Source organism: Curtobacterium sp. MCBD17_030 (assembly GCF_003224255.1).
Classification (GTDB): Bacteria; Actinomycetota; Actinomycetes; order Actinomycetales; family Microbacteriaceae; genus Curtobacterium.
Genome location: NZ_QKLI01000008.1, coordinates 38,605 through 57,256, shown reverse-complemented (window position 1 = coordinate 57,256; position 18,652 = coordinate 38,605). Strand labels below are relative to the sequence as shown.

General features: G+C 69.5%; 12 protein-coding genes. 8 read left to right on the top strand and 4 right to left on the bottom strand.

Annotated elements, in window-relative coordinates; translation table 11 throughout:
* Positions 1–57: 57 nt before the first annotated feature.
* Entirely contained in the window at positions 58–1,464 is a 1,407-nt protein-coding gene (locus tag DEI89_RS09225; protein ID WP_110903756.1) for a polysaccharide biosynthesis tyrosine autokinase, read from the top strand.
* Positions 1,461–2,033, top strand: coding sequence for a hypothetical protein (locus DEI89_RS09220; RefSeq protein ID WP_110903755.1), 573 nt, complete (start codon positions 1,461–1,463; stop codon positions 2,031–2,033). The genes DEI89_RS09225 and DEI89_RS09220 overlap by 4 nt, the downstream gene beginning before the upstream one ends.
* Before the next feature lie 97 nt (positions 2,034–2,130).
* Here DEI89_RS09220 and DEI89_RS09215 read toward each other — a convergent pair whose 3' ends face one another.
* On the bottom strand, positions 2,131–2,559 hold the full coding sequence (locus tag DEI89_RS09215) for a DUF3060 domain-containing protein (protein ID WP_110903754.1): 429 nt from the start codon (positions 2,557–2,559) through the stop codon (positions 2,131–2,133).
* Between the two features lie 108 nt (positions 2,560–2,667).
* Positions 2,668–7,695 (bottom strand): hypothetical protein, encoded by a 5,028-nt coding sequence (locus tag DEI89_RS09210; RefSeq protein ID WP_146236724.1) that lies wholly within the window; start codon positions 7,693–7,695, stop codon positions 2,668–2,670.
* A gap of 509 nt (positions 7,696–8,204) precedes the next feature.
* Between DEI89_RS09210 and dnaK the strand changes: the two genes are divergently transcribed.
* The 5 genes from dnaK to DEI89_RS09185 all read left to right on the top strand — a co-directional run bounded on the left by dnaK (position 8,205) and on the right by DEI89_RS09185 (position 14,302).
* Positions 8,205–10,070, top strand: a complete 1,866-nt coding sequence (gene dnaK / locus DEI89_RS09205; RefSeq protein WP_110903752.1) for a molecular chaperone DnaK — start codon at positions 8,205–8,207, stop codon at positions 10,068–10,070.
* Positions 10,071–10,073: 3 nt separating this feature from the next.
* Positions 10,074–10,766 (top strand): nucleotide exchange factor GrpE, encoded by a 693-nt coding sequence (locus DEI89_RS18070; RefSeq protein WP_258366499.1) that lies wholly within the window; start codon positions 10,074–10,076, stop codon positions 10,764–10,766.
* Positions 10,767–10,796: 30 nt separating this feature from the next.
* Complete coding sequence (locus DEI89_RS09195; protein WP_110903751.1) at positions 10,797–11,804, top strand: DnaJ C-terminal domain-containing protein; 1,008 nt, start codon at positions 10,797–10,799, stop codon at positions 11,802–11,804.
* 110 nt (positions 11,805–11,914) lie between these two features.
* A complete protein-coding gene (locus tag DEI89_RS09190; RefSeq protein ID WP_110903820.1) occupies positions 11,915–12,325 on the top strand; it encodes a heat shock protein transcriptional repressor HspR in 411 nt (136 codons plus the stop codon).
* An 84-nt stretch (positions 12,326–12,409) separates the two neighbouring features.
* Positions 12,410–14,302, top strand: a complete 1,893-nt coding sequence (locus DEI89_RS09185) for a hypothetical protein (RefSeq protein ID WP_110903750.1) — start codon at positions 12,410–12,412, stop codon at positions 14,300–14,302.
* 229 nt (positions 14,303–14,531) lie between these two features.
* On the opposite strand, the gene DEI89_RS09180 is transcribed toward DEI89_RS09185, so the two are convergent.
* Positions 14,532–15,248: a GntR family transcriptional regulator gene (locus tag DEI89_RS09180; protein ID WP_110903749.1), complete on the bottom strand. Its 717-nt coding sequence runs from the start codon at positions 15,246–15,248 to the stop codon at positions 14,532–14,534.
* A gap of 163 nt (positions 15,249–15,411) precedes the next feature.
* Here DEI89_RS09180 and DEI89_RS09175 point away from each other — a divergent pair, with 163 nt between their 5' ends.
* Positions 15,412–16,563, top strand: coding sequence for a class I SAM-dependent methyltransferase (locus tag DEI89_RS09175; protein WP_110903748.1), 1,152 nt, complete (start codon positions 15,412–15,414; stop codon positions 16,561–16,563).
* 120 nt (positions 16,564–16,683) lie between these two features.
* Here the strand turns inward: DEI89_RS09175 and DEI89_RS09170 are convergent, their stop codons facing one another.
* Entirely contained in the window at positions 16,684–18,645 is a 1,962-nt protein-coding gene (locus DEI89_RS09170; RefSeq protein ID WP_110903747.1) for an Ig-like domain-containing protein, read from the bottom strand.
* Positions 18,646–18,652: the final 7 nt, after the last annotated feature.

Sequence of the window (18,652 nt, the reverse complement as noted above, 5' to 3'; positions counted from 1 at the left end):
TGGGATATACTATCGTTTGTATATCAGCCCCTCAAGCCCCTTCCCGAAGGAATCGTCATGTCGCTCGCACAGTTCCTGGCCGTCATCCGACGACGGCATTGGTTGCTGACCATGCTCACGTTGCTGGGCGTGACGGGCGGGGTGACGCTGTCGCTCCTCGCGACGCCGCTGTACCGCGCCGAGGCGCAGATGTTCGTCTCGGTGGACGGCGGTTCGACCGCGAGTGACCTGAGTCAGGGTGGGTCGTTCTCCGAGTCCCGCGTGGCGTCGTACGCGAAGCTCTCGACCTCGACCGCGATCCTCCGCGCCGCTGCTCGGGAAGCAGGAGTCGAAGCCGCTCCGTCCGAGCTCGAGAGAGCAGTGCGGACCACGACGAATGCCGACACCGTCATCATGTCGATCGCGGCGACGCAGCCCGACCCCGAGAAGGCCGCCGCGCTCGCGGACGCGATCGCCGCGCAGACCATCGAGCTCGTGGGGGACCTCGAGAAGACGGATGCACTCGGCGAATCGCTGGTGAAGTTGAGCGTGTATCAGAAGGCCGAAGTGCCGACCGCGCCGGCCTCACCCCGCGTGCCGGTGGACATCGCAGTCGGCGCCCTCATCGGTCTCGCCCTCGGCATCGGCAGCGCCCTGCTCCGCGAGACGATGGACACGAAGGTGCGGAGCGTCGACCAGGTGGCGTCCGCATCGGGGAAGAGCGTCCTCGCGGAGATCCCGGTCTCCGACGACATCGCCACCATCGCCCTCACCAGCAGCGGAGGGCAGTTCTCCAGCACAGCCGAGGCCTACCGCCAGCTGCGCACGCACCTGACCTTCACGAACCTCGACGGCGACTGTCAGGTCATCGTGGTCACGAGTTCGCTCGCCGGCGAGGGGAAGTCGACCACCGCCTCCAACCTGGCGCTCATGCTGGCGCAGAACGGCCACCGGACGCTGCTCGTGGACGCCGATCTCCGGCGGCCGTCCGTTGCCGACATCCTGGGCATCGAAGGCAGCGTCGGCCTGTCCACCGTGCTCGCCCACCAGGTCGAACTCGACGACGCGATCCAGGTGGTCGGAGAAGGCGGCCTCCGCGTCCTCACCTCCGGCCAGGTGCCGCCGAACCCGAGCGAGCTCCTCAGCTCCCGGCAGATGCAGCTCGTGGTCCAGACGGCGTCGGTGTCGTTCGACTACGTGATCATCGACGCACCGCCCGCGCTTCCCGTCACGGACCCAGCAGTGCTGGGGGCCTCGGCGTCGGGCGTGCTGTTCGTCGCCTCGGTCGACGGCCGGGTGAAGATGGGCGACATCGGGCGGGCAGTCAGCAAGGTCGACGCGGTCGGAGCTCGAGTGCTCGGCGTCGTCGCCAACCGTGTCCGTGTCGGGCACCGACCGGAGTCGTACTCCTACTACGCCACTGCTCGTCCGCAGAGCGAGAGCCCGCGGCGGGCGCGGCGTGCGGCGGTCGAGGGAAGACGATGACGCCCGCTGTGCCGCCCCGGGTGCTGTTCGTATGCGAGGGGAACATCTGCCGCTCCCCGTACGCCACGGTGGCGTTCTCCGAGCTCTGGTCCGCGAGGGACGACACTCCGGCCGTTCCACTCAGTGCCGGGACGAGGGCACCGCTCGGCGCCGGGGCACACGAACAGCTCCGCCGCTTCTTCGTCCAACCGCGGAGCCTGGCACAGCTCGATGCTCACCGGTCCCGACGGATCGACGCGGCGCTCATCCGCAGCGTGGATGTCGTGCTGACGATGGAACGCGGACACCGGCGCGACGTACTCGCGCTCGTTCCCGGTGCCCTCCGGAGGACCTACACCCTGGGCGAGTTCGCTCAGGTGGCCCGAGCGGCGACCGAGAGCGACGTCCGGTTGCACGAGATGTCCCTCGACGACGTCGTGGGACGGTTCCGCCTCGCCGCTCGGGGAGCCGTGGACATCACGGATCCGGTCCGGGGTGATGCCAGCGACTTCGCCGACATGGCCCACACCGTGGATGACGCTCTGAAGCGTGTGGTCGCGCTGCTCCACGCGGTCGCTTCACGTCCCTGACATCTCGAAGTGCCGGGGAGCGGCCCCGTGACTGCTCCGTACACGAGAAGGGGCCCCGATCGCCAGAACGATCGGGGCCCCTTCTCGTGCACGGAGCTCAGCGGTTCACGACGTTCTTCGCTCCGGAGTCATCGATCTCCGGCGTGGACGTCGTCGTGATCTCGTTGGCGTCCCCGGTCACGGTGATGGACGCGACGTCCTTGGCGGTGATGCTGTTGATCGCGCCGGTCACACGGAGTTCGTCGGCGTCGCCCATGACGATGCGAGCGTTCGAGGTCGTGATCACGACCTTCACGCAGTCGGGAACGGTGACTTCCTTGTTGTTGAGCTCAGCCACTCGGGCTACCCCGTCGGAGCAGCGCACCGTGGCCTTCTCGAGCTCGGGCGGCGGGGCCGTGGTGATGTCGGTCGGAGTCGGCGTGCGGGTGGGGCTCGTTTCCGATGTGGCGTTGCTCCCGGAACAGCCGGTGAGAGCGGCGGCGAGGGCGAGGGTGAGAGCGGTCGTGGTCAGGATCCGGGTCGACATGATGGCCCTTCGGGTCTGGTCGGTCGTCGTGTGGTGGTCCGGGCGGGACGTCGCTCGGACGTCCCGCCCGGACCGGGGGAGTGCCGGGTCAGCTCAGCTCAGCTCGGGTCAGGGGGCCACGTTGACGCCCAGCTGCTGCTGGTTGAACTTGCCGCCCTTGGTGAACTGCTGCACGAACAGCTGGTAGCTGCCGGCGGGGAGCGCCACGTCCGGGTCAGCGGTCATCGACCAGTCGGTCGTGCCGCTGAGCGTCGTCGTGGCGAGGTCCGCGGTGATGCCCGAGCCGTGCAGTGCGAGCAGCGCTCCGTCCACTGCGATGCCGGTGAACGTCTGACCCTTCGTGGCGATCTGGCTCCCCGGCGTCGGGGTGAGCACCGTGGGTGCGGTGTTCGGTGCGTACTGCAGGGTCACGTTGGCGGGGTCGGAGGTCTTGCCGTCGGTGGTCTGGGTGACGGTGAAGGCCTGGTCGCCCCAGCCGACCTTGGAGGGGTTGACGGAGAGGTCGAACGCGCCGGAGGCGTCGGCATTGCCGGTCGTGACGACGCCGTTGCTGTTGGAGATGGTGATCGTCGCTTTCGCGGTGACGCCGGAGCCCTTGATGTGGGCCCACTGCTTCACGTTCTCGGGGAAGTACCCCTGGACGTTGGCCGGCGTCGCCGGCTTGGCGTCCTTCACGGTGACGATGATCGGGGCGTTGTTGAACTTGCCGCCCTTGGTGTGCTGGTTCGCGAACAGCTGGTAGGAGCCGATCGGGAGGGTGATGGCGGGATCAGCCTGCAAGGACCAGTTCGTGGTGCCGTTGAGCGTCGTGGACGCCAGTTCGGTGCTGATCCCGGCGCCCTTGAGGCCGATCAGTGCGCCGTCGACACCGGTGCCGGTGAAGGTCTGCCCGGTGTTGATGATCGTGCCCAGGTTCGCCGGGGAGGTGAACGTGGGTGCGGTGTTCGGTGCGTACTGCAGGGTCACGTTGGCGGGGTCGGAGGTCTTGCCGTCGGTGGTCTGGGTGACGGTGAAGGCCTGGTCGCCCCAGCCGACCTTGGAGGGGTTGACGGAGAGGTCGAACGCGCCGGAGGCGTTGGCCTTGCCGGTCGTGACGACGCCGTTGCTGTTGGAGATGGTGATCGCGGCGTTCGCGGTGACGCCGGAGCCCTTGATGTGGGCCCACTGCTTCACGTTCGTGGGGAAGTACCCCTCGACGTTCGCCGGCGTCGCCGGCTTGGCCGACTCGACCACGGTGACGGTGGACTTGCCGGATGAGGTGAACGCGCCGCGGTTGCTCGTACCGCTCACGGTGAACGTGGCGTCACCGGTGCCAGCAGCCGTGCCCTCGATCGGCAGGCTCCAGCGGGCCTGCTGTCCCGTGTCCTGTGTCCAGCCGTGCTTGGTGTTCAGCGTGACGACGGCCTTCGCGCCGCCGTCCTGCACCGTGACGGTCGCGGTGGCATTGCCATCGCTCTTCCACTGCCCGTTGGGGTCGAGGTACTGGCTCTTCGAGGTGCCGTCGACGAACTTCGTCCCCGCCGGAGCAGTGACCTTGAACGTGGTGTCCTGCAGCGACGTGAGCGAGTCGGTCGCTTCGAGGCCGACGTAGAGTTCCTTGGTCTCGCCGACCTGCATCGATGCGTCGAAGCCGAGTGCGTCGGTCTTGACGCCGCCGTTCTCGACCGTTGCCGGTGCGACCGCCACGGTGATGTCACCGTGGCCGATGACCGGGGTGGTGCCGTTCGCCACGATGTCGACGCTGCCGCCGGTCAGCTCGGCGCCGCCCTTCTGGCCCTCGAGGACCTGCAGCTTGAACTGGATCTTCCGGAAATTGTCCTCCCAGGTCTGGTCTCCGGCGATGGTTGCCGTCTTCCCGTCCTCTGCGACTGAACCGGACACCACGGCGCCGCTGCCCCCGGCTCCCTGGGCCGCGACGAACTTCGTGCCCTCAGGAGCGTGGAGCGTGACCTCGCCCTGCTTCTTGGAGGAGATCGACCCCGACACCCAGTCGGTCGTCGATCCGGCCGAAGTCGCTGGCACGTCGAACGTCACCTTCGCACCGGTCTGGACGGAGAACGTCCCTTCCGCAGCCACGTCCTCCTGCCCGGCCTTCTTGATGGTCGCAGTTCCACCAGTGATCGTCGTGTCCGGCGCCGCGTCGTCGTTCACGCGCAGCTTGAACTGGATCTTCCGGAAGTCATCAGCCCATGTGTTGTCACCCGGGAAGAACGCGCTCTTCCCGCCGTCGCGGATCTGCCCGACGATCGTGGATCCGCTGCCCACACCCAACCCTCGTGCTTCGACGATCGTCGTGCCCGCGGGTGCCTTCAGCTCAAGCTCACCCGCGGCGTTGCTCGACATGGAACCATCGACCCAGTCTGTCGTTGTGCCGGGAGCGGCGACCGGTACATTCGGGAACGTGACCGTTGGCTGCTCGACCACGGTGATGTCACCGTGGCCGATGACCGGGGTGGTGCCCTCCGCCACGATGTCGACGCTGCCGCCGGTCAGCTCGGCGCCGCCCTTCTGGCCCTCGAGGACCTGCAGCTTGAACTGGATCTTCCGGAAATTGTCCTCCCAGGTCTGGTCTCCGGCGATGGTTGCCGTCTTCCCGTCCTCTGCGACTGAACCGGACACCACGGCGCCGCTGCCCCCGGCTCCCTGAGCCGCGACGAACTTCGTGCCCTCAGGAGCGTGGAGCGTGACCTCGCCCTGCTTCTTGGAGGAGATCGACCCCGACACCCAGTCGGTCGTCGATCCGGCCGAAGTCGCTGGCACGTCGAACGTCACCTTCGCACCGGTCTGGACGGAGAACGTCCCTTCCGCAGCCACGTCCTCCTGCCCGGCCTTCTTGATGGTCGCAGTTCCACCAGTGATCGTCGTGTCCGGCGCCGCGTCGTCGTTCACGCGCAGCTTGAACTGGATCTTCCGGAAGTCATCAGCCCATGTGTTGTCACCCGGGAAGAACGCGCTCTTCCCGCCGTCACGGATCTGCCCGACGATCGTGGATCCGCTGCCCACACCCAACCCTCGTGCTTCGACGATCGTCGTGCCCGCGGGTGCCTTCAGCTCAAGCTCACCCGCGGCGTTGCTCGACATGGAACCATCGACCCAGTCTGTCGTTGTGCCGGGAGCGGCGACCGGTACATTCGGGAACGTGACCGTTGGCTGCTCGACCACGCTGACGGCCGACGTGCCGGACGCGGTGAACGCGCCGCGGTTGCTCGTACCGCTCACGGTGAACGTGGCGTCACCGGTGCCAGCAGCCGTGCCCTCGATCGGCAGGCTCCAGCGGGCCTGCTGTCCCGTGTCCCGTGTCCAGCCGTGCTTGGTGTTCAGCGTGACGACGGCCTTCGCGCCGCCGTCCTGCACCGTGACGGTCGCGGTGGCATTGCCGTCGCTCTTCCACTGCCCGTTGGGGTCGAGGTACTGGCTCTTCGAGGTGCCGTCGACGAACTTCGTCCCGGCAGGCGCAGTCACCTTGAACGTGGTGTCCTGCAGCGACGTGAGCGCGTCGGTCGCTTTGAGGCCGACGTAGAGGTCCTTCGTCTCGCCGACCTCCATCGACAGGTCGAACCCGACGCCATCGGCCGCGACGCCACCGTTCGAGGACTTGCCCGGGTTCACCGTGATCTCGACGGTGGTGCGGTTGTAGCCCTTACTCGTCGTGGCGACGACGAGCTTGTACTCACGATCCTCGAGGCCGTCGATCGGGATGCCCCAGCTGCCGTTGTCCTTGTCGGCCTGCATCGACCCGAGGATCGTGCCCTGCTTGCCCTTCTCGTAGACCCTGATCAGCGAGTTCTGCTGCGACACACCGGTGAGCAGGAGCGTGCTGCCCGGTTCGAGCACGAAGTCGTCTGCCGGCGACGTGATCGTCGTGCCCGCGCCGTAGTCGACCTTCAGTTCCGTGTGACCGTTGTCCTGGCCACGGACGACCTGCACGACGTCGAGGGTGTCGACACCGGTCATGTTCGGGGCATTGACCGTGGTGCTCCACTCGCCCCCGCCGTTGACGGTGTCGTAGCCCACGACACTGTTGCCGCGGCGCACCTCGACCTTGGTGCCCGGCGTCGCAGTGCCGCTGATCTGTACGGTCTTCTCGGGGTTCTCGAGATCGAAGGTGTGCTTCGCAGTGACGTCCTGGACCTTGAGTGCGACATCGAGTTCCAACTCACCGAGTTCGGTGCCGCCCTTGAGCGCACGGATCTGTACTGCGTTCGATCCGAGAGCGAGCTTGTCGAGTGTGAAGGTGAACGAGCCGTCCGCGCCTGGAGCGAAGGCCTTGGTCGTCGTGCCCCACCGGATCTCGACGAGGTTCGCGTCCGTCGGAACGTACCCGCTCAGGCGCGCCGTGCCCTTCTCGACGTCGGCGTCGAATGCGTTGGCGCTGAGGACCTGCGGAAGGTTGACCTTGGTGCGTTCTCCGCGGTCACCAGACCAGATCGTCGCCGTGGTCGCGGTCGAGGGGACCCGGTCGAGGACAGCTCCGCGGACCCAGCCGTCCGAGCCAGCGGTCAGTGTCTGGTAATCGCCCCCCGGGGTGTCGTCCCTGGACACGTGGATGGTCGCGCCACTGCTGCCCGCGTTCGTGGTGAGGGTCCGCTGACTACCCTTCTTCCCGACCGAGACCTCTGTGAGGGCGGGGTCGTGGAGCGGCACGGTCGTCTGCACGCCATCGGCAGCCTGACGAACCCGCAGGGTCCTGCCGGCCGTGTCCGACCGAGGAGCTTTGCGCGAGTACTTGTACTCTGCGGCCGAGGTGAGCCACTTCCACTTGGCGCCGTTGTCCGCGCTGGTCCAGATGTCCCAGTTGCCCTCGGTCGTGCCGGAGATCGTGAACGAGTCCTCGGTCTTGTCGTAGGACGACGACGCGGTGAACGGTGTCGAGATCGGTACCGACGACGAGACGTCGAAAGACGTCCAGTTGGTGGAGTTCGCCGGGGCGGACTGGCCGGAGAAGCGGACGATGACCGAGCGCTTCGGGCCAGGAGTGTCGACCGTCAGGGAGGGCGAGTAGTACCACGTGTGCGAGCCGCCCCAGAATCCCCCCGTGCCGGTGCCGGAGTGCGAGCACAGCATCTTGCGATCCTGGTCGGACAGTGTGCAGTTCTCGAGCCCCGCACGCCCTGACAGCGGTCGATCGAATCCCACGATCGCGTCGTTCGCCGAGAAGTGCGTTCCGCTGGGTGCGGAGAACTCCCAACGAAGATCCTTCGTATGGCTGTCCGAGTGGATACGGAAGGCAGGATGCACTCGTTGGGTCTGACCGACTGTGAACGGAACGACTGACGAATCGAGACTGCTCCACGGGCCGCTCGACTCGGCCGACGCCGCGGGACCGATACTCAAGCTGGCGGCGAGGGTGGCTGCAGCGACGCCGGTCGCGGCCGCAGCTCGAGGGAATGCTTTCATAAGAGTGAGGTGTCTTTCGGATCGGGCTGCACCGGTGGAGCAGCGAATGTCAGATAGAGAATATCACGTTGATGAAGGCCGGTATGTGGGGCTGCCCAGCCGCCTTGCGTCGCTTGGACGCAACTTCCAACTCCGGAACTTGACCGGCCTCTGGATGGGAGTAGAGTTGAGTCCAAGGGACGCAAGTCTGTAGACGTCAGCACCACGCGTCGGACCTCCCGGCACCCAATGAAAGGAAGTACCTCCCCATGGGACGTGCAGTAGGAATCGACCTCGGAACCACCAACTCGGTCGTCAGCGTGCTCGAGGGCGGCGAGCCCACCGTCATCGCGAACGCCGAGGGCCTCCGCACCACGCCGTCGATCGTCGCCTTCACGAAGGACGGCGAGGTGCTGGTCGGCGAGACCGCCAAGCGCCAGGCCGTCACGAACGTCGACCGCACCATCGCGAGCGTGAAGCGCCACATCGGTACCGACTGGAAGGTCGACATCGACGGCAAGAGCTACACACCGCAGGAGATCTCGGCCCGTACCCTCGGCAAGCTCAAGCGCGACGCCGAGCAGTACCTCGGTGAAGACGTCACCGACGCGGTCATCACCGTCCCGGCGTACTTCAACGACGCCGAGCGCCAGGCCACGAAGGACGCCGGTGAGATCGCCGGCCTCAACGTCCTCCGCATCATCAACGAGCCGACTGCGGCCGCACTGGCGTACGGCCTCGACAAGGGCAAGGAAGACGAGCTCATCCTGGTCTTCGACCTCGGTGGCGGCACGTTCGACGTCTCCCTGCTCGAGGTGGGCAAGGACGACGACTTCTCCACGATCCAGGTCCGCTCGACCTCGGGCGACAACCGCCTGGGCGGCGACGACTGGGACCAGCGCATCGTCGACCACCTGGTCAAGAAGTTCAAGGACGAGCACGGCGTCGACCTGTCCACGGACAAGATCGCCAAGCAGCGCCTGAAGGAAGCCGCCGAGCAGGCGAAGAAGGAACTGTCGAGCCAGCTGAGCGCCAACATCCAGCTGCCGTACCTCACCCTCACAGCGAACGGCCCGCTGAACCTCGACGAGACCATCTCGCGCGCCCAGTTCGAGCAGATGACCTCCGACCTGCTCGACCGCACGAAGAAGCCCTTCAACGACGTCATCAAGGAGGCGGGCGTGTCGGTGAACGACATCGCGCACGTCGTCCTCGTCGGCGGCTCGACCCGTATGCCCGCCGTGGCCGAGGTCGTCAAGTCGCTGACCGGTGGCAAGTCGCCGAACCAGGGCGTCAACCCGGACGAGGTCGTCGCCGTCGGCGCCGCGCTGCAGGCCGGTGTCCTCAAGGGTGAGCGCAAGGACGTCCTGCTCATCGACGTCACCCCGCTCTCGCTCGGCATCGAGACCAAGGGCGGCCTGATGACGAAGCTCATCGACCGCAACACCGCGATCCCGACCAAGCGCAGCGAGACCTTCACGACCGCTGACTCGAACCAGCCGTCGGTCGCCATCCAGGTCTTCCAGGGCGAGCGCGACTTCACGCGCGACAACAAGGCGCTCGGCACCTTCGAGTTGACCGGCATCGCTCCGGCGCCCGCGGGCATCCCGCAGATCGAGGTGACGTTCGACATCGACGCCAACGGCATCGTGCACGTGTCCGCGAAGGACAAGGGCACCGGCAAGGAGCAGTCGATGGTCATCTCCGGCGGCTCGTCGCTGCCGAAGGAGGACATCGAGCGCATGGTCCGCGAGGCCGAGGAGCACGCCGCCGAGGACAAGGCCCGCCGCGAAGCCAGCGAGCGTCGCAACCAGGCCGAGCAGCTCGCGTACTCGATCGAGAAGCTCATCAAGGAGAACGACGAGAAGCTCCCCGCGGACGTCAAGTCCGAGGTGCAGGCCGACGTCGACGCGCTGAAGTCCGCCCTCGCGGGAGACGACGACGACGCGGTGAAGACCGCCTTCGACAAGCTGAACGAGTCGCAGGGCAAGATCGGCCAGGCCATCTACGCCCAGGACCAGTCGGCCGCCGCCGCCGGTCCGGAAGCGGGCGCGGAGGGCCAGACCGCCGGTGACGACGAGGACATCGTCGACGCCGAGGTCGTGGACGACGAGGACGACAAGGACAAGAAGTAACCGATGGCTGACTCCAACAACGCTGACGGCAACGTGCACGACGACAACGTCGACGACGCCCGGGAGCCGCAGGTCGAGGGCGACGCCACCAACGCGACGGCACCCGAGGACCTGATCGAGGCCGAGGGCCCCGACGTCGAGGTCCCGACGGATGCTCCCGCTGCGGCGGACGGGGGTCCGACGGACGGGAGCCCGGCGGACGACCTCAGCCCTGAGGACGAGGCCCTGCTCGCCGACGCCGCGTCCGGCATCGCCGAGGACCGTCTGTCCCCGTCCGACCGCGACCTGGTCGCCGAGATGCGCGCGGACATGCTCCGTGCGCAGGCCGAGCTGGTGAACTTCCGGAAGCGCGTCGAGCGCGACCGCGAGGCCAACCGCGAGGTCGCGATCGCCGAGGTGGTGCGTGCACTCCTCCCCGCGCTCGACGACCTGACTCGCGCCGAGGCGCACGGGGACCTGCCCGAGGGCCCCATGCAGGTCATCGGCCAGAAGATCCGCGCCGGGTTCGACAGGTTCAAGCTCGTGCAGATCGGTGAGAAGGGCGAGACCTTCGACCCGAACATCCACGAGGCGATCGTCCAGCTCCCGACCCCGGGTGCCACCGGTCAGACGGTCGCGGACGTCGTCGAACCGGGCTACAGGCTCGGCGAGCGTGTGCTCCGTGCGGCCAAGGTCGCCGTGGCGGTCCCGGCCTGAGGGCCGGCATCGGAAGAGGGGAGGTGAGCCGTGGCCAGTCAGGACTGGTTCGACAAGGACTTCTACGCGGTCCTCGGGGTGTCCAAGGACGCCTCTGAGGCCGACCTGAAGAAGACCTACCGGAAGCTCGCGCGGCAGTACCACCCGGACTCCAACCCGGGTGACGCTGCTGCCGAGTCGAAGTTCAAGGAGATCAGCGAGGCGTACTCCGTGCTCTCCGACAAGGAGCAGCGCAAGGAGTACGACCAGGTCCGCGCGATGGGTTCCGGGGCCCGCTTCACGGCGGGCGGACCGGGCGGCCAGGGCGGCTTCGAGGACGTCTTCGGTGGCATGTTCGGCGGCGGCGGCCAGGGCGGGGGCGGACAGCGCGTCCGCTTCGGTCAGGGCGGCGGCGGTGCCGGCGGCTTCGAGGACATCCTCGGCGGCATGTTCGGCGGTGGCGGCTTCGGCCAGAACACCGGCGGCTTCCGTGGCTTCGGCGGCCCGACGAAGGGGCGCGACGTCACCGCGACGACGACGCTCGACCTCGCCACCGCCGTCGCCGGTGACACCGTCAAGCTCGCGCAGGGCAACGGCCGGCCGGTGAACGTCCGCATCCCCGCGGGCGTCGCCGACGGCCAGAAGATCCGGCTGCGCGGTCGTGGTGAGCAGAGCCCCGACGGCGGTGAGGCCGGTGACCTCGTGGTCACCGTCACGGTGCGGAAGCACCCGGTGTTCGAGCGAGACGGCCTCAACCTGCGGGTCGACGTGCCGGTCACCTTCGTGGAGGCCGCGCTCGGCGCGACGATCGAGGTCCCGACCCTCGGTGGCGCGCCGGTCAAGCTCCGCGTCGCGCCCGGCACGCCGTCCGGACGGGTCCTCCGTGTCAAGGGCCGCGGCGTCACGACCAAGAACGGCACGGGCGACCTGCTCGCCACCGTCCAGGTCGCGGTGCCGTCCCACCTGTCGGACAAGGCGCGCGAGGCGCTCGACGCCCTCGCCGCAGCCCTGCCCGACGAAGACCCGCGCGAGGACCTGCTCGCCAAGGCGCGCGGCTAGCGTCACGCACCACATCACCACCAGACCCGGCCGGGAGGCTCGGTGCGGCTCCGTCAGGAACCGGCACCGAGCCTCCCGTCAGTCCCGCTAGGAGCGCTCAGATGGCCGACATGGACGAGACCTCGCCCGTCTTCGCGATCGCGGTCGCCGCCGAGTTGGCGGAGATGCACCCGCAGACACTGCGGCAGTACGACCGGCTCGGCCTGGTCGTCCCCGGACGGACCCGCGGCGGGTCCCGTCGGTACTCGATGCGGGACGTCGCGCAGCTGCGGGAGATCGCGCGGCTGGGATCCGAGGGGGTGTCGCTGGAGGGGATCCGGCGTGTCCTGGACCTGGAGAACGAGAACCGCGCGCTCCGGACTCGGGTCCGGGAGCTCGAGCGCGCCCTCGCCGACCAGTTGATCAGCCGTCCGGGCGCTCGGGTGTTCGCCGCGACGACGACCGGGGCGGCGGTGCCGCTCCGTGCCGGGATGCGGCCGCAGCGCAACACGGCGGTCGTGCTCTACCGGCCCCAGCGCTGAGTGATATACCGAATTTGTAGCGCATCCTGATCCTCTCTACGGTGTGCCCTGGCTCGGACCGAGTCATGACACGAGGAGGAGTCCATGCGCATCACGACCATCGCGATGGCCGCCACGGCGGTCGTCGTCTCCGCATTGGTGGCCGGAGGGCCGGCGTCGGCGACGACCACATCGGCGCCGCCGGGATCGACCAGGACGGTCGCGAACACGCCGACGGGCGTCAGCCTGACGCCGATCGACGACCGGACCTACCGGGTCACCGGGAAGCCACGCTGCGGGTTGTTCGAGACGACCTGTCAGATCCACGTCGGGAACGTCGGCGGTGACTACCACTGGGACGGTGGCACGTCGACCGCGACCTTCGCCGGGTGGCGGTACGGCGAGACCCGGACCCCCCGGTTCTGGACCTACGCCTGCCTGATCGGGTGCAAGAACTCGGCGACGGTGAGCAGCTCACCGGTCACGCGGCCGTACCCGCAGCGGGCGATCACCGCGCAGGTCGCGTCGAAGGACGACGTGGGACGGACCGCTCGGATCACCGGAACGGCGATGGGGAAGGCGAGCATCCGGTTGAACGGCCGTCAGGTCGCCACCGCGAGCGACGCCGGGACGGGGACGTGGGAGACGACCGTCACAGGGCTGCAGGTCGGGAAGAACACGCTGGTCTTCCAGCAGTACGTCGACGGGCAGTACCGGGACCAGACGTCGGTGACGGTGACGATCACCGACCCGGCGAAGCCGGGGCGGATCACCGGCAACGTCGGCACGGCGGACCTGCCGCGCGGTGCCACGACGACGGTGTACGCGGGCTACACCGCGCAGTCCGCCTTCACGACGCCCACCGGCACCCTGGTCTTCACGGCGCCCGAGGGCACCACGTTCGCGCCGGGCCAGGACCGGCAGACCGGTCAGTACCGGGACGGGACCACCTGGAAGGACTTCGGCGGCGACTCGCTCGTCAGCGGATCCCGCTCGGCCGACGGCAGGACGTACTCGTTCTCCCTCGGCAGCCGGAACTGGGCGATCGCCGCGGGTCAGCAGTTCCGCTTCGCGATGCGGATCGAGACGCCGATCGGCATCACGACGACGACGAGCTCGCTGCGGGGCACGCTCGCCGGTTCCGTCGCCGCGGGCACCTTCGACACGACCGCGACCGTGACGACCACGGTCACCGGCGCGGGCCTGCAGGCGACCGTGGAGGACGTCGACGTGGTGGACGGCACCGCGACCCTCGTCGGCACCGCACCGGCGGGCACGACGTCGGTGGAGGTCACCTGGAAGCGCGACGGCACCGAGGTCACCCGGTCGGTCACGCCCTCGTCGACCGGCTCCTGGAACTTCGGTCTCACCGGTCTGGCAAACGGGACGAACCCCGTCCACCTGGTCGCTCGGAAGGGCAGCGAAGAGGTCGCGAGCGCCGACGTCGACGTCCGGCTGGTCATCGCCGCGCTGACCGCTTCGGCCCAGTTCCCGGCGGACGTCTCGGAGCGTGCGACGGTGGCGGGACGAGGGCAGCCGGGCGCCCGGGTCGAGGTCCGGGACGGCGCCCGTGTCGTCGTCGGCACCACGGTCGGCGAGGACGGCAACTGGACGGTCTCGGTGCCGGCTCCGGGTCGCGGGGGCGTGTTCGCGCTCCAGGTCGTCCAGCGGGTCCGCAGCCAGGACACCGACACCGTGCCGGTGCGCCTGGACTACGGCGCGGCCGTGCGCATCACGTCTCCCGGCGACGGGTTCCTCGTGTCGCCCGTCTGGCCGGAGGTGCGGATCGCCGGGGTGGCCGCGCCGGGAGCTGCGATCGACCTCGGTGAACAGGGCGGGGTCGTCGACGGTCTCGGGCACACCGTGGCCGACGGCGACGGTCGTTGGGTCATCCGGACGCCGGCGCTCGAGGCCCGCGACCACGTGGTCGTGGCGACGGCGACGTCGAAGGGCGCGAACACGACGACCTCGAGCGTGCGGTTGGTCGCCGAGCGCTGACCGTCCTGACGCCCCGGCCGCGGTCGTCGCCCTCGAGCGACGACCGCGGCCGGGCGTTCTGCTGCTCAGGCGTCAGGCGTCGGGCGGAGGGTCGAGCAGGGCGCGGAGTGCGCTGGGGGACGACGAGCACGGCGGGACGCCGGTCGGCGCCTCGTCCGACGGGGCGCACCGCGTTCGCCGTGCCCCCGGACGACGCGCACGGACGGCATCGATCACCGCTCGCATGCACTCACCGCACACGGTCAGCGGTCCGTCCGGTCTGCTCCGGGCGCTGCCCGTCGTCGACCTGCGGGCTGCTGCGGTCCGGGTCCGGCAGCATGTGGACAGCCCAGGTGGCGCGCTCGGCGAGTCGACCGTCCCTGCTGTCCACCGCGATCCGGAGCGCGACGACGCCGTTCCGGATGTGTTCCCACGGCAGCGACTCGTGCAGACGGTCGCTGCGCAGCCGGAAGGTCAGGCCGTCGAGTGACGCGCGGAGCGCCGCCGACAGCATCGGGTTCCGACATTCGCTGATGAACGTCCGGTAGACCGGGGTCGCCGCGTCCGCCGTCGCCCGCCAGCCCGGTGTCTGCATGCAGTCGAGCAGGACCCCGAGTCGTCGGAACAGCGCGGCGCGGTTCTGGTCGCTGAGCGTCGGGACGGAGACGCGCACCAGTCCGCCGAACAGCAGCCCGAGGGCCTGCAGCGCCGGCAGGACGTCCTCGTCCCGCGGGACGGCGACCCGCGTGTACCGGTTCGCGCAGAACTCGACCAGCCCCAGGCGGTCGAGGTCGGCGAGGGCCTCGCGGACCGGCGTCCGGGAGCACCCGAGCCGCTCGGCCAGTTCGTCGTCGTCCAACCGGTCGCCCGGGCGCAGCCGCCCGCTCATGATCTCGCTGCGGAGCCGGTCACGGGCGACGTCGCGGAGCAGCTTCCTCGTCCCGGCCCTGGGTCGCGGTGCGAACATCTACCCCTCCCGCTGCGTCCTGGAGCCGGTGGACCCGACCTCCCCTGAGCGTAGGAGTCCTGCTCACACTTGTCGCGTGTGATATACCGGACGCCGTTGCGACCTGCGCCACGCGACGGCCCGGCCGGGGGAGGGCCGGGGTGGCGTCGGTACGCTCGGGGACATGTCCGCTTCCGACTTCGTCGACCATTTCCGGCGCCACCCCCGGGAACAGGGACCGGACCTCATCGCCATCGAGGGCACCGACCGGTTCCTGCTCGACGAGGCTCCGCACGTGCACGGCGACGCGCTCCGCCATCCTGGCGCCGTCACGGTCGTCGACGACCGGTACGGAGTCCTCACGCTCGGGGTGCTCGCGCTGCACGGCGCGAGCGACGTCCGGGTGGTGCAGGACTCGCTCGTCGGGGAACGCGCGCTGGAAGCGAGCGCCGGGACCTTCGGACGTCGCGGGTTCCACCACCCGGAGGGGTTCGAGGAGTCGTTCCGGGACGCCCGGCTCGTCCTGCTCCGGCTCACCAAGTCGCACGACCGGCTCGACGAGGTCGCCCGCGCGGTCGCCCGGTACGCGGCACCGGACGTGGTGCTGCTGTGCGGTGGCCGGACCAAGTACATGTCGCTGTCGCAGAACGACGTCCTCCGCCGGTCCTTCGGTGAGGTCGTGGCGAGTCGAGGGCGCGGGAAGTCACGCCTGCTCATCGCCTCCGACCCGTTGCGCGCGGCTGCTGCCCGTGCCGACGTCACCGATCCCTGGCCGCGCCGCGTGCACCAGGACGAGCTCGGGATCACGGTCGCCGCTCACGGTGGCGTGTTCGCCGGTGCGACGCTCGACCTGGGGACCCGGGTGCTCCTCGACGCGCTCGACGACGCCGTCCCGGAGGCCCGCCAGGTCGTCGACCTCGGCTGCGGCAACGGGGTGATCGCCACCGTGGTGGCTCGACGACGCCCGCGGGTGCACGTCGTCGCGACGGACGTGTCGGCCGCGGCCGTCGCCTCCACACGGATGACCGCGGACCTGAACGGCGTCGGGGACCGGGTGCGCACCGTCCGGAGCGACGCCGGCGACGAACTCGACGAGGACGGCGCCGACCTGGTGCTCTGCAACCCGCCCTTCCACGCGGACACGACGGTGTCGACCGACGCGGCGGAGGCGATGTTCCGGAACGCGGCGTCGGTGCTGCGCGCCGGTGGCGAACTCTGGACGGTGTGGAACTCGCACCTGCGGTACCGCCCGGTGCTCGAGCGGGTCGTCGGACCGACCCGGCAGGTCGTCCGCACCGCGAAGTTCACCGTGACTGCGTCGGTCGCGCAGCCCTGATCGGGCGGGCCCCGTGGAGCCAGCGCGCCAGACGTGGTGAGTCACCGGCACGGGAGGCCCGGATGACGGACGACGGCCCCGTCCTGCGTCGGCAGGACGGGGCCGTCGCAACGGTCAGCGTCAGATGGTGACGGTGACCTGGGTCGAGAGCCCGCCCGAGACGATCGTGAGGACGTGCTCGCCCGCGGTCAGGCCGGTCACCGTCAGGTGCCCGGCGCCGTCCGCGCCGATGGTGCCGTAGGCGAGGAGGTTGCCGTCGGCGTCCTCCGCCTGCAGCCCGCCGATGCCGGAGGCCGGGCCCCAGGCGTCGATCTCGGCGCTGCCGGTCAGCGCGCTGGAGCTGACGACCGCGGCCGTCACCTGGTCGGACGGGTGCGCTCCGTCGCCGATCACGACGTCCTGCTCCGCCGAACGGTCGCCGTTCGTCGAGGTGACGTGCGCCGTCGTGGTCGTCGCCGCAGGTGCCGGCACGACGACGGACGCCAGGCCCTGGTCTCCGATCGTGACGCGCTCGGTCACGCCGTTCGCGACGACGGTGACCTCCGTGCCCTCGGCGCCGGAGAGGCCGAGTACCACGTCGGCGTCATCGAGGCGCGTCGTGCTGACCTGGACCTCGGCCGGGGCCGGGGTCTCGTCGCCGTCGCCGCCGCCGGGCTGTTCGCCCTCGCCGGAGCCCGGCTCCTCGCCGGAGCCCGGCTCCTCGCCGGCGTCCGTGTCGTAGTGCAGCGTGTACGGGGAGGACGCCCATTTGCCGCCCTGCTCCTGGTACTGCACCGAGAGCGTGTTCACGCCCTCACGGAGGTCCTCGTCGAAGGTGAGCCGGAAGTCACCCTCGGCGTCGGAGGACCCGAACGCGTAGGTCGTGCCGTTCTCGTCCTGCACCGAGATGCGGCGGTACGAGCCGACCGTGGCGCCCTCGATCGTCGGCCGCGGGTCGGTGACCGTCGAACCATCGGCCGGCGTCGTGATCCGGAAGGCATCGGTCCGTGCGACGCGGGTGACCTCCTGGGTGACACGCTTCGTCCAGCTGCCGTCGGGGTTCTCGAACGAGACGGCGATGTCGTTGCCGCCGAGCTGGAGCGTGCCCTCGAGGGTGACCTCCCAGCTGCCGTCGGCGTCGGCGGTCGCGACCCCGAGCGTCTCGCCGCTCGCGGTCTGGACGGCGACGCGACCGTCGGGGCGGCCGTGGCCGGTGAAGGTCGGCTGCGCCGTCCGGACCGTCGCACCGGCGGCGGGGCTCGTGACGTCGTAGACCGGCGCCTGGGCCTCGCCGGAGCCGTCGCCGGGTGCGGGGGCCTCTTCGCCGGAGCCGTCGCCGGGTGCGGGGGTCTCTTCGCCCGAGCCGGCTTCGGAGTCAGTGGACGCCAGGGCCCAGTTGCTCGTCGCGAACTCGTCGTGGTCGTGGGTGTCCGCCGGGATGGCGTCGTTCACCGTGCGGACGAAGGCCTGCTCGGCGGTGGCGCCGCCCGGGATCCGGATCCGGAAGCTGCCGTCGGTGTCCGTGTCCGTCTCGGTGAGCACGGAGGTGCGGTCGATCGAGGACTCGACCCGGGCCTCCCGGTTGGTGTGCCCGGCCACGACAAGGTCGTCGCCGTCCCGGGTCACCGACTGGATGGTCGGTGTCGCGGCGTACGCGTCGAGTTCCGCCTGGGTGGGCGTGCTGTAGGTGCCGTTCGCCTTCACGACGGCTGCCGTGATCGTCTGCGGACCGGAGACGAGCGGTTCGAGCTCGCAGCTGTAGAGGTTCGGTCGGTCCGCCGCCGCCGAGCCGATGCAGAGCACGTTCCCGGACGCATCGACGATCTTCAGCGTGCCGTTCGCGACGGTGCTCGTGACCTGGGCCTCCGGGGTGGCCTGGCTGGTGACGAACAGGCGGTTGCCGTTCCGCTCGTCCTGGGCGGCCACCCCCTGGATCTTCGCGATGCTGGTGCGGCTGTCCGTGATCGGGCGCTCGGCGGTCGCACCCGGGATCGCGGGGGCGTCCGACGATGCGGTCGCGGCGGAGGCGACGGCCGGGACGAAGCCGGCGGCGAGCACGAGGCCGAAGGCTGCTCCGGCGGTGGCTCGGTTGATCTTGCGCATGGTTCCC